Below are 24,327 nucleotides of genomic sequence, written 5' to 3'. Positions count from 1 at the left end.
GTCAGCCGGTGGTGACGGCGAGCAGCCGATCCGCCATGCCGCGAATGACCTCGGGCGACTCCAAGGCTTCCATCCAGTCCGAGGGCAGGCATTCTTCGCCGTAGAAGGCGCCCAGGATGTTTCCCGCGATGGATCCGGTGGAGTCGCTGTCGCCGCTGTGGTTGATGGCTACCGCTATGGCTTTGCGGAAATGCTCGGCGGGGTCCTCCCCGGTGGTGGACAAAACGGCGTAAAGCCCGACGGCGAGTGCCTCCTCAGCGACCCACCCCTCTCCGAGCGCTGCGGTCAGCTCTTCCGGACTCATTACAGTGTGCACGGTGGACAACTGCAGTGCCGCCTGGAGACGTTCGGGCAGCTCGGGCGCTTTGGTAGGAACGGCGTCGACATAGGCCAGCGCCTCCTGGGCAGCCTCCCGGATATCGCTGCCGGCGACGATGTTGTGGATCAGCAGGCTGAAAGCTGCGGCACTAAGGCGAGCCGATGGGTGCCCGTGCGTCAGCGAGGCCGCGTCGGAGCTGAGTTTGTAGACCGCCTCCCGCGAAATATGCGGGATGAGGCCGAATGGTGCAGAACGCATTACCGTGCCGCATCCCTTGGACTCTGGATTGACGGGCCTTGCCACCGTTCCCATTTCGCCGGAGGCGAGCCCGCTCAGGCAGGCGTTGCCCGGCGCGCGGCGGTGCCGGAGCACCTCCTGCGCGTCGATCCATCGCGGCTGGGGGACCGGAGCAGAGGAGGAAACAGCCACGTCCTGCGTGTCGAGCCACCGCAGATAGGCAAGCCACAGGCAGGCGATCTCATCGGCGGCCACCCCATCGTTTGCCCATTCGAGTGCCTCCACCAGGCCATCCACCGTGTAAAGCGTCATCTGGGTGTCGTCCGAAAAGTGGCTGCCGCCCTCGAGCTGTTCGAAGGCGGTGAGACCGGCCGAACCGTAGCGTGCCTCAATAGCCGCGATGGAATCGAACTCGACGGCGTACCCCAGCGAATCGCCCAAGGCACCGCCCAGAAGGGTGCCGTAGACCCGGGAATTGAAGGAAGGCGCGGCAGGGTAGGTATCTTCAACACTCATGCCAGTAACTTACCGTGTCCGTGATGCGCCGCTGATATGGTGGGGACGCTGCCTGGCACTGCGAAAACTTGGAGAGATAACGTGCGTGAACCTGCTTGGCGACGAACAGGAAAGACTCCGGACTACAGGTTTTCGCTGGCCAACGAACGTACTTTCCTTGCCTGGATCCGCACATCGCTTGCACTGCTTGCCGGCGCTGTGGCCGTGGACCAATTGGCCCCCAATATCGCGCCGACGCCGGTCCGCTTGGTGTTGTGCGTCCTGCTGGCGTTGGTCGGAGCGGGCTTGGCGGCCCTGTCCTACAGGCGCTGGGGCCAGATGGAAGCTGCGATGCGCAATGACCGGGCCCTCCCGTTCTCCCGTGTGATGTTGTTCATGACCATCGTGGTGGCTGTGGCAGCTTTCGCCTTCGCGGTCCTTATCCTGGTGGCCCGTTGATCCGGGCTGAACAGTGAACAACGCCTCCTCCGAAGTGGCCCGGGATCCCGGTCTGCAGCCCGAACGCACCACCTTGGCGTGGCGCAGGACGCTCATCTCCCTGGTGGTGGTGGACCTGTTCATCTGGCGGAGTTGGCTGACGTCCGAGCCCTCCACGGGCACCATCATCATTGGCTTGCCCGGCCTGGACTATCAAGGGATCTGCGCCTTGGTGGCCGCGGCGGCAACCGTTGTCCTGGCGTCCGTGGTGTGGGTGCGCTCACGGCAACTTCAGGCCGGCTTCGCCGCTCCCTCAGCGCCGCTGATGCTGGCCAGTACTCTTGCCGTGATGGGCTTGGGCGCCGCCGCAATCGCGGCCATCACCTTGGGCGGATAAGCTCGAAGTGGCACCCAACCCCCTAAGCCCAGCCACTGTTCAGATCCACCACCTTCGATCCGATCCAGCAACTGTCCAGATTCGGATGGCAAAATGCCCAAGGGCCCCGGGCAGGTCCAAGGGCTTGCCCGACCGCGATCCGCATTGCCACGCGGTGCCCACCGACACCCAAGCTTCCACCCCGACCGTAAGGACCCGTTCCCCATGACCTCTTCTGTGCAGGCCGCTTCCGATCCCCAACCGGGACTCCTGGCCAGGTTGTCGGCCGAAGCCCTGGGATCGTTGTTCGTCGTCCTGGTCGCGGCGGGCGTAGCGATTTTCTCGAACCCATCAGGGGCTCCGCTTCCTGCAGCCCTCGCCACAGGACTGACAGTTACCGTGGTCATGCTGGCTTTCGGCCACGTATCCGGCGGGCATTTCAACCCGGTGATCACCCTGGGCAACCTCATTGCCGGACGCATCAGGGCCGTGGCGGCGCTCGCTTACGTCGCAGCTCAGATCATCGGCAGCGTGATCGGCGCGGCGCTGGTGTTCATCGTCGTGACAATGGTGCCCGTACTTACGGATGCGCGGGCAGCTTTCGGGTCCGCAGCAGCGGGCTTCGGAGAACACGCAGTGGCGCAAACCCAGATGGCCGGCGTGCTGCTGGTTGAAGTTGTTGGCGCTGCGCTGCTTGTCGCTGTCTTCCTCGGTGCGACAGCCGGCCGACGCGCCCTCCCGTCCATGGCACCGTTCGCGGTGGGACTCACCGTCGCTGTGTTGCTGCAGTTCGGCCAGGTGCTCGGCAACCTCCCGTTCAACCCGGCGCGCGCAACCGCCCAGGCCTTCTTCAGCCCGTCATGGGCCCTTGAGGGACTGTGGCTCTTCTGGGTGGCCCCGCTGATGGGCGCGGCACTGGCAGGGTTGGCATTCCGGGGAATGCAGGGATTGTCGCTGGGATCGGCCACGGTTGCCGAACGCCCGGGCGGCTCGGATGCCATCAATGACGACTTCGATGCCGAAGCCGGGATTCCTGCTGACGCTCCGGACTCCGCAACCGAGACGGCTGCTCAGCCGCTTCCGGCAACGCCGGCCAATGACGACGCCCGCGACTTCTTCGACGGCAAGAAGGGCTAGGTAACCTTAAGGCCCGACGGCGGACGGCTTGCCTGCGCTTTTTTGTCGGTGCCCCCGGTTAGCTTGGAAATATGCGGTTACTCCATACCTCGGACTGGCATTTGGGCCGGTCGTTCCACGGCGTGGGCATGCTTGATGCCCAACGCAGTTTCGTGGACCAGTTGGTGGCTTTCGTCGCGTCCGAATCAGTGGATGTGGTGCTGATAGCAGGCGACGTCTATGACCGTGCGTTGCCGGGCCTGGACGTTGTAAAGCTGCTTGATGACGCTCTGGTCCGTCTTACCGAGGCCGGTGCCACCGTAGTTTTGACCAGCGGCAACCACGATTCCGCCATAAGGTTGGGATTCGCGTCCAGGCTGCTGGAACGTGGGGGAGTCCATCTCCGGACCCGCGTGGAGGAATTGGACGTCCCGGTCGTCTTGCCTTTGGGGCGCGAGGGGGATTCGCCTGCCGAGGTGGCGATCTACGGAATTCCCTACCTCGAGCCCAGGCTCGTGGCGGAGCGGTTGGGTGTGGACGCCGCAAACCACTTTGACGTCACCAAGGAAGCCGTCGAGCGGGTGCGGCGCGACGTTGAGCGCCGACGGGAATCCGGCCTTGTCCATCCCGTTGTCCTGGCCCATACCTTTGCCAGTGGAGGCATCACCTCCGAAAGCGAGCGGGACATCAGCATCGGGGGCCTTGGCGCAGTACCCCTGGACCTCTTCGAGGACTTTACGTACACCGCTTTGGGGCACCTGCACGGACGCCAGGAGCTGGCTCCCAATGTCCGGTATTCCGGTTCGCCCCTGGCCTATTCCTTCTCCGAGGCCAAGCACCACAAGGGCGCGTGGTTGGTCGATATCGAGGCCGATGGTGCAGCACGCGTTCAGGAGGTCCGGTGGGAGGCGCCCAAGGCGCTGGCCATCCTTCGCGGGAAGCTGGATGACTTGCTGACCTCGGAAGAGTACGCCTGGGCCAGGACCGCATACTGCCAAGTGACCCTGACTGATGCCGAACGTCCACCCCAGGCCATGGAGAAATTACGCACGCGTTTCCCGGAAACGTTGGTCCTGGCGTTTGATCCGGAGGGTGTCGGGCCTAAAACGAAGACAAGTTACAGCAGTCGCCTGGCCGAAGCGGAAAATGACCTGGAGGTTTGCTGCGGCTTCCTGGAGCATGTCCGGGACCGGGGACCGTCTGAGACCGAGGCAGCCGCATTGCGCGAGGCCCTTGAGGCTGTGCGCCTGGAAGAGGCGGAACTATGAGAATCCACCGCCTGGAAATAGAAGCCTTCGGCCCTTTCGCCACAGCCCAACACATCGACTTCGATCAGTTGGGAGCGCAAGGACTCTTCCTCCTCAACGGTGCCACCGGGGCCGGCAAGACCAGCATCCTTGATGCCATCTGCTTTGCCTTGTACGGGGCCGTGCCCGGCGCACGCCAGGAAGGAAAACGCCTCCGCAGCGATCACGCTGCACCTTCTGCCGAACCACGCGTAGTGTGCGAATTTTCGGCACGCGGACGGCGCTTCGAAGTGACACGCTCGCCTGCCTGGGAACGCCCGAGTGCACGGGGCAGGAAAGGGTTCACCACCCAGCAGGCCAAGACCCTCCTCCGGGAGCGGGTGGCAGGCGGTTGGGAAGAAAAATCATCAAGGAATGACGAAGTCGGTGCTGAGCTCTCCGATGTCCTTGGCATGGACAGGGATCAGTTCACCCGGGTGGTGATGTTGCCGCAGGGCGATTTCGCGGCCTTCCTGCGGTCCAAAGCGAGTGACCGGCTGGAGCTGTTGCAGAAGCTCTTTGGCACCCAACGTTTCGAAGCGGTGGAACGGCAGCTCGCCCGTCAGGCCGCAGACGCTGCAAAGGCTGTGGAGGAGAATGCTTCCGAGCTCAAAATGCTCCTGGACAAGGTGGCCTCCGAGCATGGGCAGCTCGGTCTAACGGAGGCTGGAACAGAGACCGATAATGCTGCGTCGGGCACCGTGACCGACCCCGGCCTCTGGCTCGCTGACGTGGAAGCGCAAGTGGGCGCCGAATGGAAGCGACGTGAGGAACAAGCCAACCAGGCTGACTCCGTATCCATCCGTTTGAGCGGGGCACTGCGGGAGGACCAGGAGAAAACACTGCGGCACGGACGGCTTCGTGCAGCCACACAAAGAAGTGTCCTGCTTGAATTGGCTGCTCCAAGGGCCCTGGAGAACAGGGAACTGCTTGCAAAGCACCGGCGCGCTGCTGTCCTCAGCGGTCAACTCGACGCCGTTGACGCGGCCGCGCGCAAGTACCAGGAAGCTGAAGCCCGGATGGCCCAGCTCCGCGGGAAGCTGGCCGCAGCAAGCCTGGAAGCGGAAAATCCCGATGCTGCCTTGGAAAGCGTCAAGGCCTCAATTGCCATACTGGAGGCCCGGCTTCCCGATGAACAGCGCCTCGAGGAACTGGCCGCCCGCCTGGCCGTACAGCAAAGGGACGCAGCCCGCCAGCGAACGGCGGCCGAAGCGGCAGCAGCTGCGCTGAAGCAATTGCGCGAGGATGCCACCCTTGTGGAAACCCGCATGGAGCCCTTGGTGCCCGTGGCCGCCCAAATGGCTGAGACGGAACGCGCGGCTAAGGCAGCTGCTGAGCTGGTAGGCATTGTGTCCCGCTACTCGTCCGCGGCTGGAGAGTTGAACCTCCTCACTGCGGGGCATCTGGAAGCCCGGACGGCCTCCCAGGATCTCAGGCAGCAATGGCTCGATGTCCGGGAGCTGCGGCTCGCCAATGCAGCCGGCGAACTCGCCGCCGCGTTGGAGATTGGAGAGCCCTGCGCTGTTTGCGGCAGCAAGGAGCACCCGAACCCTGCGGCAGCAGTCCGCACTGCCCTTTCCTTGGCCCAGGAAGAAGAGGAAGCGAGGGTCCGCTTCGAAGACAGCGAAAAGACCGTTGGGCAGCTGGCTGACCAACTCTCCTCTGCGGCCCAGGTTGTCGCTGGATTGGAGGCCCAGGGCGGCGCGACGGATGCTGCGGAAGCCGATGCCCGCTTGGCTGAAGCCCGCTCAGCAGCAGCTGCCGCCAAGGAGGCCGCAGATTTGTTGGAACAGCTCCGTGGCCGCCAGGAGAAGCTCGCCCAGCGTTTGCTCACCGTGCAAGAGGAGCACGCAGGGTGCTTGCAGGCCGAGGGGCAGGCTCTATCGACTGCAGTGCTGCTCCAGGAACAGCACGCTGTCCTCGAAGAAGCATTATCGACGTTGCGTGCCGGTTATCCGAGGCTGCGGGACCGTTTGGAGGCTGTGACCGAGGACTGCGCGCTTCTTCAAGCTGCCGCCGACGCCGGGTCCGGGCTGGTGCGAGCCGAAGAAGCACAACAGGAAGCCTCAGCGTCGTTGGAGAAAGCCCTCCTGGCATCGGGATTCTCCTCGGCCACCGAAGCCCGCAACGACATCCTTGCACCTGCCGATGTGGTGGGTCTTGAGACGGATCTTGCGGATTTTGACGCCGAGACGGCCCGGCTGGACGAATTGTTCGCCAATGAAGACCTCGTCCTGGCAGCCAAGGAAGTCAGCATCGGTGAACTTCCCCTGCCCGAAGCCGAACTTGCCGAGGCCGAACGGCTTGCAGCCGTGGCCGCGGACGACGCCCGGGCCACAGCGCTTGCAGCGGGTCTGGCGCAAAAGTCGGCGGAGACGGTCCGACGACTACGTTCGGACTACGAAGCCCTGGCCCAGGCCGGAAATGGACCCCGGATGCGTGCCCGGATGCTCGCCGAACTGGCCGATACCGCCAGGGGGGCAGGCGATAACGGTTACCGGATGAGCCTGAACACCTATGTCCTGGCTGCTCGATTGGAGCAAGTAGCCATTGCTGCCTCCGAGCGGCTCGTTGCCATGAGCGATGGCCGTTATACCCTGCAACATACTGACGCCAAGGCTGCCCGGGGTGCGAAGTCGGGCCTCGGCCTGGAAGTCGTGGACGAGTGGACCGGACAGCGTCGTGACACGTCCACGCTCTCCGGGGGCGAGTCCTTCATGGCGTCGTTGTCGTTGGCGCTGGGGTTGGCGGATGTCGTCCAGCAGGAAGCCGGCGGCGTTGACATCGAAACACTGTTCGTGGACGAAGGCTTTGGGAGCCTTGATGAGCAGGCGCTGGAACAGGTCATGGACGCCTTGGAGGGACTTCGCGACGGCGGCAGGGTGGTTGGTTTGGTCAGCCACGTGGCGGAGATGAAGCAACGCATCACCAACCAGCTTCAAGTGGTCAAAGGCCGGCATGGTTCCACAGTGCGGATTGCCGAAGCTGTTCCGGTATGACAGGTATCCGATAGACTTAACCCGTTACACCGGGTCGCGCGCATCGGGAGGAGGGACGATGCGCAATCTTTAGCGAACCCGGATCAATGGAAAAAACTTCTGTGGCCTCCCAGCCCTTGTCATCAGCACCCGCACGGACCTCCCGTCTGCCTGGCCGTTTTGCGCGACTGCCCGAACTTGCTGGACCAGGTTTCCTGCCGCTGGGCCTCTTCGCCCGGCTTCCCCTTGCCATGTTGACCGTTGGCACCCTGACCCTGGTCACTGCAGTCAGCCATTCATATGCAATCGGCGGCATGGCTGCGGGCGCGGTCGGTATCGGCTCCGCCCTGGGCGCACCTGTCCTGGGCGCCTTGGCTGATCGTGCGGGGCAACGCATCGTCCTGCTCGTTGCTGCTGTTATCAATACTTTGGCTGTTGCCGGGCTCTTGGCCGCCGCCTACATCACTCCCGGCTACGGGGAGGTGGCAGATGCCGCGGGCGTCCTGATTGCGGCCTTCCTTGCCGGTGCGAGTTGCCCCCAGGTGGGCCCCATGGCCCGCGTGCGCTGGATGGCCCTGACCACCCGCAATCTTTCTCCCGGCGCAACCGGCGGCAAAAGAAGCGTGGCCGCCAGCCGGGCTGATCTCGATACGGCACTGTCTTACGAAGGCACAGCTGACGAGGTGACGTTCGTGCTCGGTCCGGCGCTGGTGGGTGTGCTGGCCAGCATGGTAGCCCCATGGCTGCCCCTCGCGCTTGCCGCCGTCATGACCATCACCCTGGTCCCTGCTTTCGCCGTCCACCCCAGCCAGCAAGCCGTGGTGCCTGCGCCCCGGAACGCGGGCTCCGGCGTCGACGCTTCCGGTACGGAAGCCGAACGTCCCCAGCGACGCAGCCGGTGGGCTGTGGCCGTGGTGGCTGTGCCGGTGGTGGCGATGGTGTGCATGGGTACCTTCTTTGGCGCCACCCAGAATGCGCTCAGTGCCTATTCCGCCCAGTACGCAACTGCCGAGATCGCAGGACTGCTGTATGCCGTGATGGGCCTGAGTTCTGCTGTGGCAGCATTGTCTGTGGCTTTTTGGCCGCAACGTTTCAGCCTGGCATCCCGGTGGGTGGCTGCCGCGCTGGCAATGACCGCGTTGTCCGTGTTGTTGATCCTCCCGGCCGGAATCTGGCCGATGGTCGCGGTGCTGCTTCTCCTTGGCATCCCGGTGGGTCCGGTCATGGTCACGGTCTTCAGCATCGGCGGCGTCGTCGCACCGTCCGGCCGGATGGCGACTGTCATGACTGCCTTGGCCAGCGGAATTGTGGCCGGGACGGCGCTAGGCTCCTACCTGGCCGGTCAGCTCGCCGAGACGCAGGGCCCGGGCGCAGCTTTCGTGGTGTCCATGGCCGCCGCGGCGGGTCTTCTGCTGCTGGGTGTGGTGACGTCCTTGGTGATGAAGCGCCAGCCTCAGGCGTAGTCAAGCGCTCCGGACAGGGAGCGGGCCATGAGTTCCACCAGGCGCTTGGACCGTTCCTCGTCGGGGTCGGCCAGGTGCTGCATGCTGATGCCGTCGATCCCCGAGATGAACAAGCGGGTGATGTCCTCCAGGTTGGCGGGGACGGGCTCGCCGGCGGCTTCAGCGGCTCCGCGGAACAACTCCAGCGTTGAGCTCACCCACCCGTCGTACATGGAGCGGTTCATCAGCAGCGCTTGCGGCTGGTCGTCGGCTTCGACACGGAAGCGTCGGAGCAGCAGTTCGAACGTGGTGACTTGCTCGTGGGGGTTTTCAAGCATCCGGCTCCAGATGCGCCGGGCGTGGGCGCCCACCATGTGGCGCAGGCCCAGACCGGGGTCTGCTACAGGGTCCAGCGCCTTGGCGTAGTCCCTGCTGAGGAAGTTATAGACCTCTTCGAGGAGTTCGTCCTTGCTGCGGAAACAGTAGTGCAATGCCGCGAGGGGGGCGTCGGCCTCACTGGCGATCCGACGTGTCGTAGCCGAGGCCAACCCATCCTGTGCAATCACCCTGGCTGCCGCTTCGACGAACTGCAGGCGCCTTTCTTCGGCGGGAACCCTTGCCATCCGTTTACCTTCCTCATGCTTCTTGCCGCGCGTGATCGGATCCACCAACCCAGCGGTCTCATCGATCGTAGGCGCTCTCCGCCGTGACGGCCTCGTGGCCGTGCCGTGGAGGCGGAAAAGTCCTCTGTAAGAAATTTTACGTCAAAACCTAGTCAAGTGACCCAGTCAAGCGACATACTTCTTTCAGGAACGTTGTCTGCATCACATTCGGATGCGGTGACTTGAGGAGAACCGATGCAAGATTTCGCTGATCTGGTGATCATGAATGCCTCGGTCCACACCATGGACCCGGCGCAACCACACCGCATGACTGATGCCGTCGCCGTCAAGGACGGCTGCGTCGCAGGGCTTGGCCACCACGATGTGAGCCGGCTGATTGGCCCGGTTACACGGGTTGTCGACGCCGCAGGAGGGGCTGTCATCCCCGGCATCAATGATGCCCACTTGCACTTCGTCTCGGCGGCGATGGCCGCCTTCGGCTATGTGCGGCTGGACCCGGACGTCGCCCCGGACTGGGCAGCCGTCGTCGATGTGCTGATGGCAGCACCGGTGGGCCCCGATGGCTGGATCCGCGCCCACGGCTGGGACGAGTCGATACTGGGACCGGCCAAGAGCCTGTTGGATTGCCGCTCCGACGCGCCCCTCGTGGCGTTCGACGCCACCGGCCACCAGCTCCTGGCCAACCGGGAAGCGCTCAAGCGCGCCCGCATCAGCGCCACGACCCCTGATACCCACGGAGGCGTGATCGTCAAGGGAGACGACGGCACCCCCTCCGGCCTGTTCCAGGACGGGGCCATGGAATTGATCTCCCGGGCCATGCCACCCGTTCCGGCCGCAACGCTCCGCCCGGCGCTGCTTCGCTTCCAGGAGTACCTGCACTCGCTGGGGATCACCTCCCTCACGGAGCCCGGATTGGGGCCGGCCAGCGCCGGACTCATGGACGGAGCGGGTTCGACGGCGGCGCTCGGGTTGCTGGGCGACCTCGCCTTGTCAGGCGAACTGACGTTGCGGATCAATGTCCTGATGCTCTTCGCCGGAACCGGGGGAGCCAATGCCCGGGCCGTTGAGGACGGCCTGCGAAGCGGGCTGGCAGAAAGCTGCAGGAACCGCGGCATCGATCCGGAGCAATTGCGGATCGCGGGCGTCAAAGTCTTCGCGGACGGGATCCCACGCAGCGGCACCGCCTGGATGAGCGAGCCGTATGGCACGGCCTGTACGCACGGCAGCCTGGTGATCCAGGGAGCCAGCGATGGAGAACGGGTTGCTGAACTCCACAGGATTCTGCGACTCATCAACGATGCCGGACTGCAGGCCGGTGTCCACGCCACGGGAGATGCGGCCACCGCCGCAGCCGTGGAGGCGATCATCGAAGCCACTTCTCCAGGCGGGAGTCCTGCCTCCAAAGGGAATCACCACAACCGCCACTACATCATCCACGGAGCCTTCAGCGACACAACCACCCTGCAGACCATGGCTGCCCGGGGCATCGGTTACAGCACCAACCCCCTGATTCGCCAGGAAGCCGGGGACATCATGCGCCAGGTCCTCGGCGAGGACCGCTTCTCCCGCCACCAGCCCCTGCGTTCAGCCGTGGAAGCGGGCGTACGCTTCAACATTGCTTCCGACGCACCTGTGACCAGCCCGGATTGGCGGCGCACGGTGGTGGCCGCCGTCCGGCGTGCCACCCGGACCACCCCCGGTGCGCCGAGGGACCCCGAGCGGATCACCGGCCAGCAAGCGCTGGCTGCCATGACCCTTGAAGCTGCCTGGCAGGATCACGCGGAGCATTCCAAGGGCTCCCTGCTACCCGGCAGGACAGCAGATCTGTGCCTGTTATCCACCCCTTGGCCGGCCGACGAGGAGATCGAGAAGCTCCTCGACACGGACATCCGGCTCACTATCAGCGGTGGCCGTGAAGTCTACCCATCCACCAGCTAGAACCATTTTCTTCCGTTCCAATCATTCGTCATTCAAGGAGCAACACATGCGACGCATTATTCCTTTGGCCGTGGCCGCTGCACTGTCCATGGCACTTGCAGCCTGTGGCGGCGGCTCCGGCCCGGCTGCCGTCCCGGCCGCCGATGGGACCACCACCCTTAAAGTGGGAACCATCGGCATAGGGTCCGACGCCGGCATCCGGCTCGCGGCCGACAAGGGCTACTTCAAGGAACAGGGCCTCAACGTCGAGATCTCTGTCATCGCCAACCCTCCCGCAGGAATTGCAGCCGCCCAGAGCGGTCAGATCGACCTCACCTATACACCTTCCATTCCGCTCCTGAATGCCTTGAGCCAGAATGTGCCGCTCAAGATCGTTGCCGCAGCTGACGGATACAAGGACGGGGCAGGAACATCCAGCGACCTCAACCGCGTGGACGATACCGGCCTCCTCGTCCGGAAGGATTCATCCATCACCCGTCCGAAGGACCTCGAGGGAAAGAACGTCAGCGTTCCGGCAAGGAAAGCACAACTGGAGGTGACGGTCAGCAAACTGGTCAAGGATGACGGGGGAGATCCGGCCAAAGTGAACTGGATGGTCCTGGACCCGTCATCGGCCCTGCAGTCGTTGAATTCCGGGCGCGTGGACGCGGCGTCCCTGGTAGCTCCGTTTACCTCCAAAGCGGTGTCAGAGGGGAACCACCTGCTGGCGTCCCCCGGCGTCGAGTTCTTTGAGCAGGGAGCCATTGGCCTGTGGGTCTCCGGGGCTAACACGGCGAAGTCCAAGGAAAAGGCCTTGGCAGGGTTCAAAGCCGCCATCTACAAGGCGAACGCCTACGCCAACGGCCATATCGATGAAGCGCAGCAGCTCAGTGCGGAGATCACCAAGACCCCGCTTGACGTGGTCAAGTCCGGGGCCGTCAACTACTGGCCCGATGAGGTCCGTGTGGAAGACATTGAGCGGGCCAACAACAATCTCGCTGACCTCGGCTTCCTGAATGCGCCCGTGAAACTGCCGGCCGACATCGTCTTCGGCAAGTAGCCAGGAGCGCGACATGGGAGATTCATCATGAAAGCATCCGTCCGCCCCCACGCCTTCAGCATTATGGGCGTCGCGGGAGCCCTGGTCATCTGGCAGGTTCTCGCAGAGGCCAAGGTGGCAGGAAATGCCCTGCCGCCGGCCACGACTGTGTTCGCCACCCTCACGACCATTCTGGGAACCGGAACGTTCTGGTCCTCGCTGGGGGTCACCATCGGTATCGCATTGCTCGCTTTGGCGCTGTCTGCCGCAACCGGCGTTGCCATTGGGCTGCTCGTGGGCAGTTTCGAGTCCGTCAAGTACGCCACCTTGGCTGTGTTGGAGTTCCTCAAGCCGGTCCCGCCGATCGTCATCCTGCCCCTTGCCGTGCTGGTCCTCGGCCCAACAGCAGAGATGTCGCTGTTCCTCGTAGTATTCGGCTGCTTGCTTCCCATCGTCATGCAAACCGTGGATGGCGTTCAGGGCACCGACCCCGTGGCACGCGATACCGCCCGTTCCTATGGCATGGGAGAGGGCGAAATCCTGGCCCGTGTGGTGCTTCCCAGCGCCATGCCTTACATAGGAACAGCGATGCGTGTGGCAGCTCCCGCAGCCTTGGTGGTTACCGTGGTGGCCGGACTCCTCGGCGGCGGCCCGGGCCTCGGCCAAAACATCTACCAGGCCCAGGCTGCGGGTGACTACGCCGGCCTCTACGGTTTGGTGATCGTCCTCGGAGTCCTGGGCCTCCTGTTCCAAGGTGCCACGCGGCTGGCTGAGCGCCGGGTCCTGCACTGGCACGAGTCCTACCGGGAGGCGGTGCCGCGATGAGAAACATCACCATGCGTAACTGGGTCATCGGCGTCGCCGCCCCTGTGCTTCTGCTGGTGGCGTGGTGGTTCCTTTCCGCGGACTCCACTGATCCTTTCTTTCCCCCGCTTCAAACCATCCTTGTCCGTTTCCAGGAATTGTGGCTCTTTGAACACTTCCAGTCCGACGTCCTGCTCAGCCTGGGAAACCTGTTCTTCGGTTTCGTCATCGCTGCTGGGGCCGGGATCGTACTGGGGTTCATCACGGCCTTGGTTGCTCCTGTCCGGTGGATGCTTGACCTGTTGATCCATTTCCTCCGCGGAATACCCCCGGTAGCGCTGGTGCCGATCTTCATCTCGCTCATAGGCTTCGGCACCCAGATGCGCGTCACCAGTATCGCCCTGGCGGCGCTGTTTCCCACCATGATTGCCACGGTGGACGGCATCCGCAGCGTCAGCAACGACCTCATGGACGTCTCCAGGGTCTACCGCCTGACCCGCAAGGAACGTGTGCTGAAGGTACTCCTTCCGGCGGCGACCCCGCAGATTTTCTCCGGACTTCAGGTGAGCCTGCAGGTGGCATTCATCGTGATGATCGCCAGCGAGATGCTGGGCAGTTCCCAGGGGATCGGAGCCATGACGTTGCTGGCCCAACAGAGTTTCATGACGGCGGACATGTGGGCGGGAATCCTGCTCCTTGGCGTCATCGGCTTCCTGGTCAACATCCTGTTCAGCCTCCTTCGTCGCAAAGTCCTGTCCTGGTACATCGGATCCCGTCGCCTGGCGCGTGCATCATGAGCAACCGTGCGGCACCGACTCTTCCCACCCGAAACAGAAAGTCCACCATGGCACAGCAACCAGAAACACGAGTCAGCGCCTCCACGCCCCGGTTGGACGTGGCGCACCTCGCCAAGACCTACGGCAGCGGAGGAAATGCACGTACGGTCATCGAAGACCTGACCTTCACGGTGGATGCCGGCGAGGTTGTCTGCATCGTGGGTCCATCCGGCGTCGGCAAGACGACACTGCTCAAATGCCTGGCCGGACTCCAGCCGGCGACCAGCGGACGGGCCGCCATCGACGGGCGGACCATAAGTGGCCCGCCTCCTGAAATGGCCTTGGTCTTCCAGGACTACAACCGGTCGCTGATGCCATGGCTCACGGTCAGGAAGAACCTGGTCCTGCCCTTGCGGCACCTCAAGTTGTCCGCAGCGGAACTGAAGGAACGCTGTGAAGGCGCGCTTGCCGCCGTCGGCCTCTCCCACGCCGACAACCAGTATCCCTGGCAGCTGTCCGGCGGCATGCAGCAACGTGTGGCGATCGCCCGGGCGTTGGCCTACCGGCCCGAGATCCTGATCATGGACGAACCTTTCGCGTCAGTGGATGCGCAGACGCGCTTCGACCTGGAGGACCTGTGCCTGAAGATCCGGCGGGACTTCAACATGACCATCCTGGTGGTAACGCACGACATCGACGAGGCCGTCTACCTTGCGGACCGGGTGGTGGTCCTCGGGTCACGGCCCGCGCGCGTGCTCAAGGTGGTGGACGTGGACCTGCCCGCTCCCCGCGACCAGATCACCACGCGCTCGCTGCCCGAATTTGCCCGGCAACGCACCGAGGTGCTGTCGCTCATCAAGAGGCCCGCATGACAGGGCAAGGCAGCGAAAACCGCCGGCCCAACGTCCTGTTCATCATCGCCGACCAGCTCCGGGCGGACCACCTGGGATTCGGGGGAAACGGTACGGTCAAAACCCCGCACCTGGATGCACTCGCAGCCAAGAGCACTGTTTTCGGCAATGCGACAGTAGCCAATCCCACGTGCATGCCCAACCGTGCCAGCCTCATGACAGGACGGTGGCCGTCGGCGCATGGAACACGGTGCAACGGCATCACGTTGGATCCCCTGACGCAGACGGTTCCGGGCTCCTTGGCAGCAGGCGGCTACCGGACAGTGGGGGTCGGAAAATTGCACCACCAGAACATGGGTTGGGAATTTGAGCCCCACCAGGCCGAAGAGATCCGGGCCACCGATCCCATGCTTTTGGACGTGGCGGCCGGGGACGCCCGCCGTCATGCTCTTCCAGCCGGGTGGGACCAGTGGGAAAACCGCGAAGCACACGATGACCGGTTCATTGCGCTGCCGTCGGACTACTACGGCTACCACCATGTCGACCTGGTGATTGGACACGGCGACCGGCCCGGCGGCCACTACGTGCACTGGGCCAGGGAACGGGGCGTCGACCCGGAAACCTTGGGCGGTCCCGGTAACTCGTCGAGCAGGTACGGTGGGTGGGACCAGGTGTACCAGACAGCCATTCCGGCCGAGGTGCACCCCACCAGCTACGTGAGCGAGAAAGCCATAGAGCACCTGAAGGATGCTGCGGGCCAGGATCAGCCATTCTTCATGTTCGTGTCCTTTCCGGACCCCCACCACCCGTTCTCCCCGCCGGCCGGCTACTCGGAACTCTATGATCCGGCGGCCATGCCACTCCCGCTCGGCTTTGACCAGGACCACGAAGCATCGCCGGCACACGTGAGGCACATGATTGAACACCGTGGTGAGCCCAATCCGGACCCCACCATGACGTGGGCCGCGACCCAGGAGCAGTACAGGAATGCGGCCGCAGCGCAGTTCGGCCTGATCACCATGATGGACGAGCACATTGGCCGGATACTCGATGAGCTGGACCGGCAAGGGCTGGCGGAGGACACCATTGTGGTGTTTACCAGCGACCACGGTGACCTGTTCGGCGATCACGGCCTGATGCTCAAACACTTTGTCCATTACCGCGCCGTCACGAACGTCCCGTTGGTGGTCCACCTTCCAGGAAGCGCGCCAAGGCGGACGGAAGCGTTGGTTTCGAGCGCGGACGTGGCTCCGACGCTGCTGGAGCTCACTGGTTCCCGGGGCTACCGCGGAATCCAAGGACGCTCGCTGGTGCCTTTGTTGGAAGGGGCTACGGAACAGCACCGGGACGCGCTGTTGGTGGAGGAGGAGCAGCCGTTCGGTTTGCCGGGTTTGCCGGGACCGGTTCGCATGCGGACGGTCATCACGCCTGAGGGGAGGTTGACCAGGTACTTCGGCACTGACATTGCCGAGCTGTACGATCACCGCACCGATCCCGGTGAGTTGACCAACCGCGCCGGCGATCCCGCTTTCGCTGAGTTGGAGGACCGCCTGCTGCGAACCATGCTGGAGGAGATGGCCGCTTTGACGGATGAAGGGACAGCCCCGACGGCGGCAGCGTAGTCAACTGCCTGGAACACCGGCCCGACGGCGGCCCCCGGGTTCCGGAGCAGGGGACCCGTTAGTGGCTGTTGCGGTAGCCGGTGGGGGAGTTGCCGAAAGCGGCCCGGAAGATCCTGCTGAAGTGGGCGGCATCGGTAAATCCCCACCGTGCGGCGATGGCCGTGACTGGACGGTCCGCCAGCACCGGGTCCCTCAGGTCGCGCCGACACCGCTCAAGGCGGCGCTGCCTGATGGAAGATGCCACGGTGGTGCCGATTTCCTGGAAAAGGTCATGCAGGTGGCGGGTGGAGATGTAATGGGCTGCGGCGATGGTCCCAGGGGAGAGTTCCGGGTCGCCGAGGTTGGCTTCGATGTAGTCATGAATGCGGCCCAGCAGGAGAAGATGCGGGTCCCGGCCGGTTTCAATGAGCTGGTCGAGTTCGCCATTGAACAGTGTTGTGACCAGGTCCAGTGCATTGTGGACCAGCCGCAGGCCATTGGTGCCGGAGAGGGCTTCGAGGTTGTCCGCCAGCTTCACCAGGAAGGGGCTGATGAGTTCTCCCAGGCCCTCGTCGCCCGGTATCCGGAGCGCGGTCACGTGTCCCATGGCCTCCGCCGGCAAATCGAGCAACACATGCGGGAACATCAGCACCAAAGTGCGGAAGTCGTCGTCGAAAGTCAGCTGATAGGGGCGGGAGGTGTCGTAGATGGAGAGATCGCCCGGGCGAAGTACGGCTTCCCGATCGTCCTGGACCAGTCGTCCGGATCCCGTGAGCTGGATGCTGAGTTTGAAAAATCGACCCGTGGATCCGGCAATCAGTTCCGGCGTGCGGAGGACTGTATGGGGTCCGGCCGTAACTTCCACCACTGAGATCTGGCCCAATACGCGGGCACGCATGACGCCGTGGAATGTTGCGTTCCTGGGCCCCGTTGCTGCGAGGGGAACGAAGGACGCGGAGATGGCCCGGCTCCACTCCTGGAATGACTCCGCCACGATTGTCTGGACTGTTGCGGGGTCCGTGTGCGCTGCGACGGTCATCGGACTCCCTTCGTGAGCTTGCCCACGATTCTACACCGCTCCCATGCATCGGAAGGGGCGTGCGTGCACTGACAAAAACCCTGCCGTGTGAGACAAGTCACGCGATGATCCGGCGGTGGAAGATTGCGGAAACACTATGTGCCACGCAATCTCCCGTGGCATCGAGGCAGGAGCACACTATGAGCGTGGACAACCCCGTCAAGGGCAGGACCGCCGGGACCGTCAGCACCAAGCGGAGGCTGGGCGCACCGGCAGTGACCTTCATGATTATCGCGGCCTCGGCGCCGCTGACTGTTCTGGCAGGTGGAGTGACCACCACGTTCGCCGTAACTGGTGTGACGGGCGTGCCGCTGTCCTTCCTGGTGCTGGGCGCGATCCTGGCGCTCTTCGCGGTGGGCTACGCCGCCATGAGCCGCTACGTCACCAACGCCGGCGCCTTCTACGCCTACATCGCACAAGGCATCTCCAGGCCCGCTGGCGTGGGCGCATCCCTGATTGCCCTCATGGCCTACAACCTGATGCAGGTGGGCATCTATGGGCTGTTCGGCTTCACGGTTTCATCGCTCCTGTCCGCACGGTTGGGCGTCAGCGTCCCCTGGTGGATCCCCGTGCTGGTGTGCATAGCGATCGTGGGGTGGCTGGGGGTGAACCGCGTAGACCTGTCCGCCAAGGTCCTTGGTGTCCTGGTGGCCCTCGAATTCCTGGTGGTCATTGTGTACGACGTCATCAGCCTCGCAGTAGCCCCCGAGGGCGTCAGCACGGTGGCTTTCAGCCCGGAAAGCCTGTTCGTTCCCGGCATCGGCGCGGTCCTGTCCTTTGGCATCGCGGCCTTCATGGGCTTTGAATCCGCAGCAATCTACGGCGAAGAGTCAAAGGATCCCAAGCGCACTGTTGCCCGGGCTACGTTCGCCGCAGTGGGTATCATCGCCGTGTTCTATGCGGTGTCCGCCTGGGCCATGACCGTAGGGGCGGGTCCGTCGGCAGTCATCGAAACGGCCGCAACCAGTGGCCCGGACATGATCTTCGCCTTCCTTGGGACCAACGGGGGCGTCTTGCTCAGCGACATCGCCCAGATTCTCTTCGTCACGAGCCTCTTCGCCGCACTCGTCAGCTTCCACAACGCCGTAGCGCGGTACTTCTTCTCCCTTGGCCGTGAACGCGTCCTGCCTTCGGCGCTGGCCAAGGTCCGGACGGGCAGCGGGGCCCCGTTCGCCGGTTCGCTGACGCAGACGGTGATCGCCGTCGTCGTGACCATCGCCTTTGCCATCGCGGGATCCGGCTCCGAACTCGGCGAACTGTACCCCGTCCTGACCATGTTCACGTGGCTGACCAACAGTGGCGCCATGGGCCTGGTGCTGCTGATGACGGTGGTGTCCGCGGCAGTGATTGGTTTCTTCCGCAAGAACCGGCATGGCGCGAGCCTTTGGGTGAGGGTGGTGGCTCCGGCTCTGGGTTTCGTGCTCCTCGCCATTGTCCTCGTGCTCATCGTGGCCAACTTCAATGTGCTGCTGGGGCAGACCGAGTCCACCGCCGCAACGTTTGTCTTCCCACTGCTGGTCCTGCTGCCCGGAGCGGCAGGCGTTATCTGGGGTTTGCGGCTGCGGCGCTCGCAGCCGGCGCTGTACGCCCGGATCGGGCACGGCTCGGAGGACTGACCCTCTTAGTCCCGCGAAAGAGCCCCGGCACGGAGTACGTGCCGGGGCTCCCTTCGTTCCACCCTGCCGTGCTAGATCGCGTTGGCCGGATTCAGTTCAGGGCTGTGCTGGGTAATGCTGATCAAGCGTCCGTGCGCACCAAAGGTGAAATGCACGGGTTCCGTGCCTGCTTCGTTCCAGCCGAAGAGGCTGCCATGGGATCGGATGGCGCCGGGATCGCGGTGGTCGGCCACCGTGACCGAGCCACACGGAATGACTTTTTCCCGCCAGGTGAAAACGAAGATCCCGGGACGAACCTGGAAAACCGTATTGGAGTCGGTGTCCGCCAATCCGCGCTCCGGACCGGCGAGGCACTGCCAGGTGTACCAGGTGGGGCTGAGATAGATGTGCTCGTAGGCGTGTGATTCGCTGTAGACCCACTCGACGCGCCGGCCTATGAGGGCGGTGCTTTCCGAAATGGCCTCGCCAGTGGAGCGGAACCCGTCAATAGTGCCGGCACGGAAGTGGTGGTCCACGGCGAGGCTGGAAGGGGTGGCGTTGCCCAATGTGGCGCCGACATAGAGCGCCCGGCCGTGGGCGAGGTCCAGGACCAGCGAAACGGCAAGCCCCGGTTCCAGGGGGCTCTGCCATTGGCAGTAGTAGAGGTCCTCGGCTACAAGGAAGGCCTCATAGACGGAAGTTCCGGCGTGGCCGGCCGCGGCCCATTGCACTTCTTCGTCGTCGAAGCTGAATGTCATGGGTCCGCCCTCGCCGCGGATTTGGAATTGTTGTCCCGCCAGGTCGTGCACGGCGGGGGCTTTGTTGGCGTCGAAGCCAGGGGCCAGGCCGTCCAGCGGCAGCCAGTTGGCGGTGTCAAGAAGATTCAGGCTCATGGGTTCCTTCTCGTGCTCGGAAGCGGGCCGGACGGAGTGTCCGGTCCTGCTTCGAGTATTCGGTGCGCCTGCTCTGCAGTCTTGTGCTGTGGGGCACACCGCTTGATCGGGAAGGAAAGGTTCAGGCCAGCTGGCTTTCAATGCGTGCGGCACTGGCGGCCAGCGCTTGGCCAACGGCGTCGGCATCCTGGTCCAGGCGGATGTAGACGACGGCGATCGCGGCCGGCCGTCCGCCCGGCACCTTGACGGGGGCGGCGATGGAGGACAGGCCAGCGACAACTTCGTCGTGGCTGGTGGCGTAGCCGATGCGCCGGGCTTCATGGGCCTCGGGCCGGTAGGGGTTGCCGGCGCCAACCTGCTGCCACCGCTCTTCGGTCATGGTGGATTGGATGGCGATGCCCGGAGCACCCGTACTGACGGGGTGCCGGCTCCCGGGATGCTGGGCCAGCGCCGCGCCGGTGTGGCGAGGTTCGACGGTGACCAGCGTGACGCATTCCTGGTGGTCCCACACGGCAATGAACGCCGTCATGTGCAGGGTGTTCGCCAGTTGCGTGAGTTCGGGGAGGGCCGCCGTTTGCAGGTTCCTGGAAACTCCGCTGGCCAGGACCGATAGCCCGGGACCTGGCTGGACGCGGCCGGAATCGTCGCGGACCAGGAGGGAATGGTCCTCCAGTGTCCGGAGGATGCGGTAGGCCACGGAGCGGTGTACGCCCAGGGCCTCGGTGAGTTCTCCGATGCTGAGCGGCCGGTCGGCTGCGGCAAGGATTTCCAGGGCACGGATTCCCCGCGAAAGAGTTTGCGACGGCGGGACTTGCGTTCCCGGTTCCTGCTGGCCCTTGACGCCGCTGCGTGGATTCATGCGAACCATCCTATGTTGGCGGCGTGGCGCAGGGGCTGTGCCTTGGGTCACAAGCTGTAGTATTCTTTCCTAACTGACCGTTCTGTCGGTTTATGCACGTCTCGCATCGCACTTTCACCCCATGGAGTTTCAATGACCGCAACTTCCACTGTCGACTCGCCGTCGGGCCCGAGCAGCAAGCGCGAAGAGCGCCGCGTTCTGGCCGGGACCTTGGTGGGCACCACTATCGAGTGGTACGACTTCTTCATCTTCGCCCAGCTCACAGCCACGCTGCTGGCGCCGTTGTTCCTTTCACCCCTGGAAAAGTCCAATCCGGGGATTGCCCAACTCCTGTCGTTCGCCACCATCGGCATCAGCTTCCTTTTCCGTCCCCTCGGTGCCTTCGTGGCAGGACACCTCGGAGACAAGCTGGGACGCAAGGCGGTCCTCGTCATGACACTGGTCATGATGGGAGCAGCCACCGCCCTGATTGGCGTCCTCCCCACCTACGAGACCATCGGCCTCTGGGCGCCTGTGCTGCTGATCTTCCTTCGCGTCGTCCAGGGTTTCTCCGCTGGTGGCGAGTGGGGCGGCGCTGCGCTCATGGCCGTGGAACACGCGCCCATCAAGAAGCGGGGGCTCTTTGGCGCCTACCCGCAGATTGGCGTTCCCATCGGCATGATCCTGGCCACGGGGCTGCTGTTCTTCCTGCAGTCCGGCATGTCGAAAGAGGACTTTGCCGCGTGGGGTTGGCGCGTGCCCTTCCTGCTGTCCGTTGTCCTGATCGTGGTGGGTTACCTGATCCGTCGCGCAGTGGGCGAGAGCCCCGTTTTCAAGGAACTTGCCCAGCGCAAGGCTGAGAGCAATGCGCCCTTGGGCGAACTCTTCCGCAGGAACAAGAAGGAAGTTGTCCTCGCTGCGCTGATCTTCATCGCCAACAATGCCGCCGGCTACCTCCTGATCGCCTTCTTTATCTCCTACGCCACCAAGGCCCTGAAGATGCCCACTCCGCAGGTTCTCCTGGCTACCACCATCGCATCCTTCGGTTGGCTCATCTTCACGATGGTGGGCGGTTGGCTTTCGGACAAGATCGGCAGGGTTAAGACGTTCCTGATCGGCTATGGCATGGTCTTTGCCTGGATGATTCCGATGTTTGCGCTGATCGATTCCAAAGACATCCTGCTTTACGGAACGGCCCTGTTCGTCCTGACCATTGGCTTGGGCCTGTCCTATGGCCCGATGTCGGCCATGTACGCCGAGATGTTCCCGGCCCAGGTCCGCTACTCGGGCATCTCGATCGGCTATGCCCTGGGCGCCATTTTGGGCGGTGCTTTTGCGCCGCTGATCGCCCAGGCTCTCCTGGACGCCACCAAGTGGTCCGGTTCCGTGGGCCTCTACATCATGGGACTGTGCATCATCTCCGCCGTCGGCGTGATTCTTGCCAAGGAAACCCGGGGACGTCCGCTGGGCTACAGCGCCCACCACTAAAACCAAAGCAGTATGAAGGCAGCGGGTGCGGTCCGGATGGACCGCACCCGCTGCGTTTAACGGCTGCTTCAAAGACGTCCGACGGCGGCTACTGGCTCCCGCGTACTCCGGCGCCTTCGAGTTGGCTCACCACATCGGCGTCGGAGAGTTGCTCAAAGTGTTGGTAGAACGCCCCGACCGCATGGAATTTGCCGGGAGTATGCAGGGCCATGAGGACGTCGCAAACCCGCGCGAGGGACGTCGATGCTTCCAAAGACGCAACGGGGACAGCTGCCACCACTGTGACCGCTCCTCCTGCCCGGACGGCCTCCACGGCGGCACGCATGGTAGCTCCGGTAGCAAGCCCGTCATCCACCAGGACAACGGTCTTCCCGCGGAGATCGTGGTCCGTGCCCGGGTACTCCCTGGACCGGCGGAGCAGCTCGGCACGTTCCTGGGCTTCCACGGCGTCAAGAGCCGCCTGGGAGATGCCACGGGAAAGAATGAGGTCCCGCAGTGGTCTGTTGAGGATCCGGAGGACATCACCCTGCGACCAGGCCAAAGCCCCGAAAGCAGTTTCATCCCTGCCTGGGATACCGAGCTTTCGCACCAGGACAGCGCCGAAGGGCAGGTAGAGTTCCGCAGCTGCGGCGGCGGCCACCGGGATACCTCCCCGGGCCAGGCCCAGGACGATGGTGTCCGGACGCTCCCTGAGCTGCGGGAGTACCTCAGCCAGGCGTCGACCGGCTTCCGCCCGGTCCTTGAAACGCATGCCCATCTGCTCCACTTCCACGTATTTCGTTGCCCTTCCAAGCCTACCGTCCGCGCCTTGCCCGGCGGGGTCTGCGCTGAAAGCATGGTCTTGTGAATAAGCCCATCGGATATTGGATCAAACGGCTGGACGCTGCGCTGGAGGTTCAGTTCGATCGAACGTTGGCGCGGATCAAGCTCACGCGCCGGCAGTGGCAGACCCTTGCAACATTGGCGGAGGGTTCCATGCTCCCGGACCAGCTTGAGGAGGCCTTGCAGCCTTTGTGGGGTGGCGACGTCCGCTTGCGTGAGCGCGAACTCGCGGCCCTGGTGGGTCGTGGAATGATCACCATGATTGACGACCGCCTGGCACTGAGCGAACGTGGACGGACAAAGTACCACGAAGCGCAGCAACTGGTGGAAGATGCCAGGCAGGATCTCTCCATGGGTATCGGCATGGACGAGTACGCCATGGCCGTCAGCGTCCTGGAGCGCATGAGCCTCAACGCTGAACGGCTTGCCCGGTAGGGCAAAGCAGAAAGCAGGCACAAAGCAGCCAGCCGTTCAGCAAAAAGAGGCTTACACCCCAAGGAATTCGATGGCAGCGTCCTTGAAGGCCCGGCTTGTGATCACATTGGTGTGCGTGCGGCCCGGTACGACCAAGGTTTCCACCAATCCGCCGCGTTTGGCTGCCATGGATGCCAGGTCCGGCATGGTTGCTGCCCGTTCGTCCTTTTCGCCCGCCACCAACAGCAGGGGCATGTGCGGGGCCGCCTCGGCAGGATCGAACGGTTCACCCTTGATGGCCTCGATGAGCGACAACATGGCGAACAGATTGTTGCTCGGCAGCAGTTGGGCCATTTTCAGCAGCCCGTTCGTCGATTCGTCGTCGATGGGCGTGCCATCGGCGAGGTGCCGTTGCGCGGCCGCGAGGTCGAAGGCGGCCAACGGATCTGCCGAACTTGGACCACCCAGGACGATCCTGTGGACCAGGTCCGGCTGAGTAGCACCAAACTCCCACGCGAGCCGTGATCCGAGTGAGTAGCCGATGACGTCCAGGCCCGTTGAAGGGTCCCCGTCGCGCAAGGGCCGGGCTCCGGCGTCGGTCACTATCTGCAGGAGGTCCGCACGGATCCTGCTGGGCGTGTAGGAGTCCAGGTCTTCGGGGGAGTGGCTCCGGCCGTGGCCGGGTAAATCCACGGTGATGACCCGTCGCCCGGCGTCCTGGAGCGTGGTGATCCAGCCACTGTCCGCCCAGTTCAGCTTGCTGGACGAGGAGAAGCCGTGGATCAGCAGGACGGGCCGAAGTCCGGCGTCGGCGGCGGGCTCATGAACTTCGACGAACAGCCCGGGATCTGTCCCTTCGACGGTGTGTCGCTGTTCCACGGTGTGCCTGCCGGTCATCATG

General features: G+C 63.9%; 22 protein-coding genes. 15 read left to right on the top strand and 7 right to left on the bottom strand.

Features of this window, described 5'->3' with window-relative positions; all coding sequences use genetic code 11:
• Position 1: 1 nt before the first annotated feature.
• Complete coding sequence (locus tag PJL15_RS06010; protein ID WP_281450283.1) at positions 2-1,072, bottom strand: ADP-ribosylglycohydrolase family protein; 1,071 nt, start codon at positions 1,070-1,072, stop codon at positions 2-4.
• Positions 1,073-1,153: 81 nt separating this feature from the next.
• On the opposite strand from PJL15_RS06010, the gene PJL15_RS06005 reads away from it, so the two are divergent.
• The 6 genes from PJL15_RS06005 (at position 1,154) to PJL15_RS05980 (ending at position 8,708) form a co-directional block, all read left to right on the top strand.
• On the top strand, positions 1,154-1,510 hold the full coding sequence (locus tag PJL15_RS06005; protein ID WP_348651474.1) for a YidH family protein: 357 nt from the start codon (positions 1,154-1,156) through the stop codon (positions 1,508-1,510).
• Positions 1,511-1,523: 13 nt separating this feature from the next.
• On the top strand, positions 1,524-1,886 hold the full coding sequence (locus PJL15_RS06000; RefSeq protein ID WP_281450281.1) for a DUF202 domain-containing protein: 363 nt from the start codon (positions 1,524-1,526) through the stop codon (positions 1,884-1,886).
• Between the two features lie 204 nt (positions 1,887-2,090).
• A complete protein-coding gene (locus PJL15_RS05995; protein ID WP_281450280.1) occupies positions 2,091-3,002 on the top strand; it encodes an MIP/aquaporin family protein in 912 nt (303 codons plus the stop codon).
• A gap of 71 nt (positions 3,003-3,073) precedes the next feature.
• Positions 3,074-4,249: an exonuclease SbcCD subunit D gene (locus tag PJL15_RS05990; protein ID WP_281450279.1), complete on the top strand. Its 1,176-nt coding sequence runs from the start codon at positions 3,074-3,076 to the stop codon at positions 4,247-4,249.
• On the top strand, positions 4,246-7,266 hold the full coding sequence (locus PJL15_RS05985) for an SMC family ATPase (RefSeq protein WP_281450278.1): 3,021 nt from the start codon (positions 4,246-4,248) through the stop codon (positions 7,264-7,266). The genes PJL15_RS05990 and PJL15_RS05985 overlap by 4 nt, the downstream gene beginning before the upstream one ends.
• 86 nt (positions 7,267-7,352) lie before the next feature.
• Entirely contained in the window at positions 7,353-8,708 is a 1,356-nt protein-coding gene (locus tag PJL15_RS05980; protein WP_281450277.1) for an MFS transporter, read from the top strand.
• Here the strand turns inward: PJL15_RS05980 and PJL15_RS05975 are convergent.
• Positions 8,699-9,310, bottom strand: a complete 612-nt coding sequence (locus PJL15_RS05975) for a TetR/AcrR family transcriptional regulator (RefSeq protein WP_281450276.1) — start codon at positions 9,308-9,310, stop codon at positions 8,699-8,701. The genes PJL15_RS05980 and PJL15_RS05975 overlap by 10 nt on opposite strands.
• 234 nt (positions 9,311-9,544) lie before the next feature.
• On the opposite strand from PJL15_RS05975, the gene PJL15_RS05970 reads away from it, so the two are divergent.
• The 6 genes from PJL15_RS05970 to PJL15_RS05945 are packed head-to-tail and all read left to right on the top strand — an operon-like array spanning position 9,545 to position 16,319.
• Complete coding sequence (locus tag PJL15_RS05970; RefSeq protein ID WP_281450275.1) at positions 9,545-11,248, top strand: amidohydrolase; 1,704 nt, start codon at positions 9,545-9,547, stop codon at positions 11,246-11,248.
• 46 nt (positions 11,249-11,294) lie between these two features.
• Positions 11,295-12,287, top strand: coding sequence for an ABC transporter substrate-binding protein (locus PJL15_RS05965; protein WP_281450274.1), 993 nt, complete (start codon positions 11,295-11,297; stop codon positions 12,285-12,287).
• Positions 12,288-12,314: 27 nt separating this feature from the next.
• Complete coding sequence (locus PJL15_RS05960) at positions 12,315-13,091, top strand: ABC transporter permease (RefSeq protein WP_281450273.1); 777 nt, start codon at positions 12,315-12,317, stop codon at positions 13,089-13,091.
• Positions 13,088-13,867 carry an ABC transporter permease gene (locus PJL15_RS05955; RefSeq protein WP_281450272.1) on the top strand — a complete coding sequence of 260 codons (780 nt, stop codon included), beginning with the start codon at positions 13,088-13,090 and terminating at the stop codon, positions 13,865-13,867. Before PJL15_RS05960 ends, PJL15_RS05955 begins: the two co-directional genes overlap by 4 nt.
• Positions 13,864-14,718: an ABC transporter ATP-binding protein gene (locus PJL15_RS05950; protein WP_281450271.1), complete on the top strand. Its 855-nt coding sequence runs from the start codon at positions 13,864-13,866 to the stop codon at positions 14,716-14,718. Before PJL15_RS05955 ends, PJL15_RS05950 begins: the two co-directional genes overlap by 4 nt.
• Complete coding sequence (locus PJL15_RS05945; protein WP_281450270.1) at positions 14,715-16,319, top strand: sulfatase family protein; 1,605 nt, start codon at positions 14,715-14,717, stop codon at positions 16,317-16,319. The genes PJL15_RS05950 and PJL15_RS05945 overlap by 4 nt, the downstream gene beginning before the upstream one ends.
• Positions 16,320-16,377: 58 nt before the next feature.
• Here the strand turns inward: PJL15_RS05945 and PJL15_RS05940 are convergent, their stop codons facing one another.
• On the bottom strand, positions 16,378-17,337 hold the full coding sequence (locus tag PJL15_RS05940; protein ID WP_281450269.1) for a helix-turn-helix domain-containing protein: 960 nt from the start codon (positions 17,335-17,337) through the stop codon (positions 16,378-16,380).
• A 179-nt stretch (positions 17,338-17,516) separates the two neighbouring features.
• Between PJL15_RS05940 and PJL15_RS05935 the strand changes: the two genes are divergently transcribed.
• A complete protein-coding gene (locus PJL15_RS05935; RefSeq protein WP_281450268.1) occupies positions 17,517-18,992 on the top strand; it encodes an APC family permease in 1,476 nt (491 codons plus the stop codon).
• Between the two features lie 71 nt (positions 18,993-19,063).
• Here PJL15_RS05935 and PJL15_RS05930 read toward each other — a convergent pair whose 3' ends face one another.
• Both PJL15_RS05930 and PJL15_RS05925 read right to left on the bottom strand, forming a co-directional pair.
• Positions 19,064-19,864: a MoaF C-terminal domain-containing protein gene (locus PJL15_RS05930; protein ID WP_281450267.1), complete on the bottom strand. Its 801-nt coding sequence runs from the start codon at positions 19,862-19,864 to the stop codon at positions 19,064-19,066.
• 121 nt (positions 19,865-19,985) lie between these two features.
• Positions 19,986-20,732: an IclR family transcriptional regulator gene (locus PJL15_RS05925; protein WP_432443798.1), complete on the bottom strand. Its 747-nt coding sequence runs from the start codon at positions 20,730-20,732 to the stop codon at positions 19,986-19,988.
• Positions 20,733-20,855: 123 nt separating this feature from the next.
• On the opposite strand from PJL15_RS05925, the gene PJL15_RS05920 reads away from it, so the two are divergent.
• Positions 20,856-22,190 (top strand): MFS transporter, encoded by a 1,335-nt coding sequence (locus tag PJL15_RS05920; protein WP_281450265.1) that lies wholly within the window; start codon positions 20,856-20,858, stop codon positions 22,188-22,190.
• Between the two features lie 88 nt (positions 22,191-22,278).
• Here the strand turns inward: PJL15_RS05920 and PJL15_RS05915 are convergent, their stop codons facing one another.
• On the bottom strand, positions 22,279-22,962 hold the full coding sequence (locus PJL15_RS05915) for a phosphoribosyltransferase (RefSeq protein ID WP_281450264.1): 684 nt from the start codon (positions 22,960-22,962) through the stop codon (positions 22,279-22,281).
• 71 nt (positions 22,963-23,033) lie between these two features.
• On the opposite strand from PJL15_RS05915, the gene PJL15_RS05910 reads away from it, so the two are divergent.
• On the top strand, positions 23,034-23,447 hold the full coding sequence (locus PJL15_RS05910; protein WP_281450263.1) for a MarR family transcriptional regulator: 414 nt from the start codon (positions 23,034-23,036) through the stop codon (positions 23,445-23,447).
• A gap of 51 nt (positions 23,448-23,498) precedes the next feature.
• Here the strand turns inward: PJL15_RS05910 and PJL15_RS05905 are convergent, their stop codons facing one another.
• Complete coding sequence (locus PJL15_RS05905) at positions 23,499-24,326, bottom strand: alpha/beta fold hydrolase (RefSeq protein ID WP_281450262.1); 828 nt, start codon at positions 24,324-24,326, stop codon at positions 23,499-23,501.
• Position 24,327: the final 1 nt, after the last annotated feature.

The sequence above is a fragment of the Paenarthrobacter nitroguajacolicus genome (genome assembly GCF_029952445.1).
In the GTDB taxonomy this organism is placed as follows: Bacteria; Actinomycetota; Actinomycetes; order Actinomycetales; family Micrococcaceae; genus Arthrobacter; species Arthrobacter nitroguajacolicus_B.
Note: the sequence above shows the minus strand (reverse complement) of the source record. Positions and strands in the feature narration are given on the sequence as shown.

What these genes read in the sequence shown, in the direction of transcription:
- PJL15_RS05955 (WP_281450272.1), top strand. Translation starts at nt 13,088, where the DNA reads ATGAGAAACATCACCATGCGTAACTGGGTCATCGGCGTCGCCGCCCCT.
- PJL15_RS05925 (WP_432443798.1), bottom strand. Translation starts at nt 20,732, where the DNA reads ATGGTTCGCATGAATCCACGCAGCGGCGTCAAGGGCCAGCAGGAACCG.
- PJL15_RS05990 (WP_281450279.1), top strand. Translation starts at nt 3,074, where the DNA reads ATGCGGTTACTCCATACCTCGGACTGGCATTTGGGCCGGTCGTTCCAC.
- PJL15_RS05950 (WP_281450271.1), top strand. Translation starts at nt 13,864, where the DNA reads ATGAGCAACCGTGCGGCACCGACTCTTCCCACCCGAAACAGAAAGTCC.
- PJL15_RS05935 (WP_281450268.1), top strand. Translation starts at nt 17,517, where the DNA reads ATGAGCGTGGACAACCCCGTCAAGGGCAGGACCGCCGGGACCGTCAGC.
- PJL15_RS05960 (WP_281450273.1), top strand. Translation starts at nt 12,315, where the DNA reads ATGAAAGCATCCGTCCGCCCCCACGCCTTCAGCATTATGGGCGTCGCG.
- PJL15_RS06010 (WP_281450283.1), bottom strand. Translation starts at nt 1,072, where the DNA reads ATGAGTGTTGAAGATACCTACCCTGCCGCGCCTTCCTTCAATTCCCGG.
- PJL15_RS05905 (WP_281450262.1), bottom strand. Translation starts at nt 24,326, where the DNA reads ATGATGACCGGCAGGCACACCGTGGAACAGCGACACACCGTCGAAGGG.
- PJL15_RS05940 (WP_281450269.1), bottom strand. Translation starts at nt 17,337, where the DNA reads ATGACCGTCGCAGCGCACACGGACCCCGCAACAGTCCAGACAATCGTG.
- PJL15_RS05975 (WP_281450276.1), bottom strand. Translation starts at nt 9,310, where the DNA reads ATGGCAAGGGTTCCCGCCGAAGAAAGGCGCCTGCAGTTCGTCGAAGCG.
- PJL15_RS05980 (WP_281450277.1), top strand. Translation starts at nt 7,353, where the DNA reads ATGGAAAAAACTTCTGTGGCCTCCCAGCCCTTGTCATCAGCACCCGCA.
- PJL15_RS05965 (WP_281450274.1), top strand. Translation starts at nt 11,295, where the DNA reads ATGCGACGCATTATTCCTTTGGCCGTGGCCGCTGCACTGTCCATGGCA.
- PJL15_RS05995 (WP_281450280.1), top strand. Translation starts at nt 2,091, where the DNA reads ATGACCTCTTCTGTGCAGGCCGCTTCCGATCCCCAACCGGGACTCCTG.
- PJL15_RS05985 (WP_281450278.1), top strand. Translation starts at nt 4,246, where the DNA reads ATGAGAATCCACCGCCTGGAAATAGAAGCCTTCGGCCCTTTCGCCACA.
- PJL15_RS05930 (WP_281450267.1), bottom strand. Translation starts at nt 19,864, where the DNA reads ATGAGCCTGAATCTTCTTGACACCGCCAACTGGCTGCCGCTGGACGGC.
- PJL15_RS05970 (WP_281450275.1), top strand. Translation starts at nt 9,545, where the DNA reads ATGCAAGATTTCGCTGATCTGGTGATCATGAATGCCTCGGTCCACACC.
- PJL15_RS05920 (WP_281450265.1), top strand. Translation starts at nt 20,856, where the DNA reads ATGACCGCAACTTCCACTGTCGACTCGCCGTCGGGCCCGAGCAGCAAG.
- PJL15_RS05945 (WP_281450270.1), top strand. Translation starts at nt 14,715, where the DNA reads ATGACAGGGCAAGGCAGCGAAAACCGCCGGCCCAACGTCCTGTTCATC.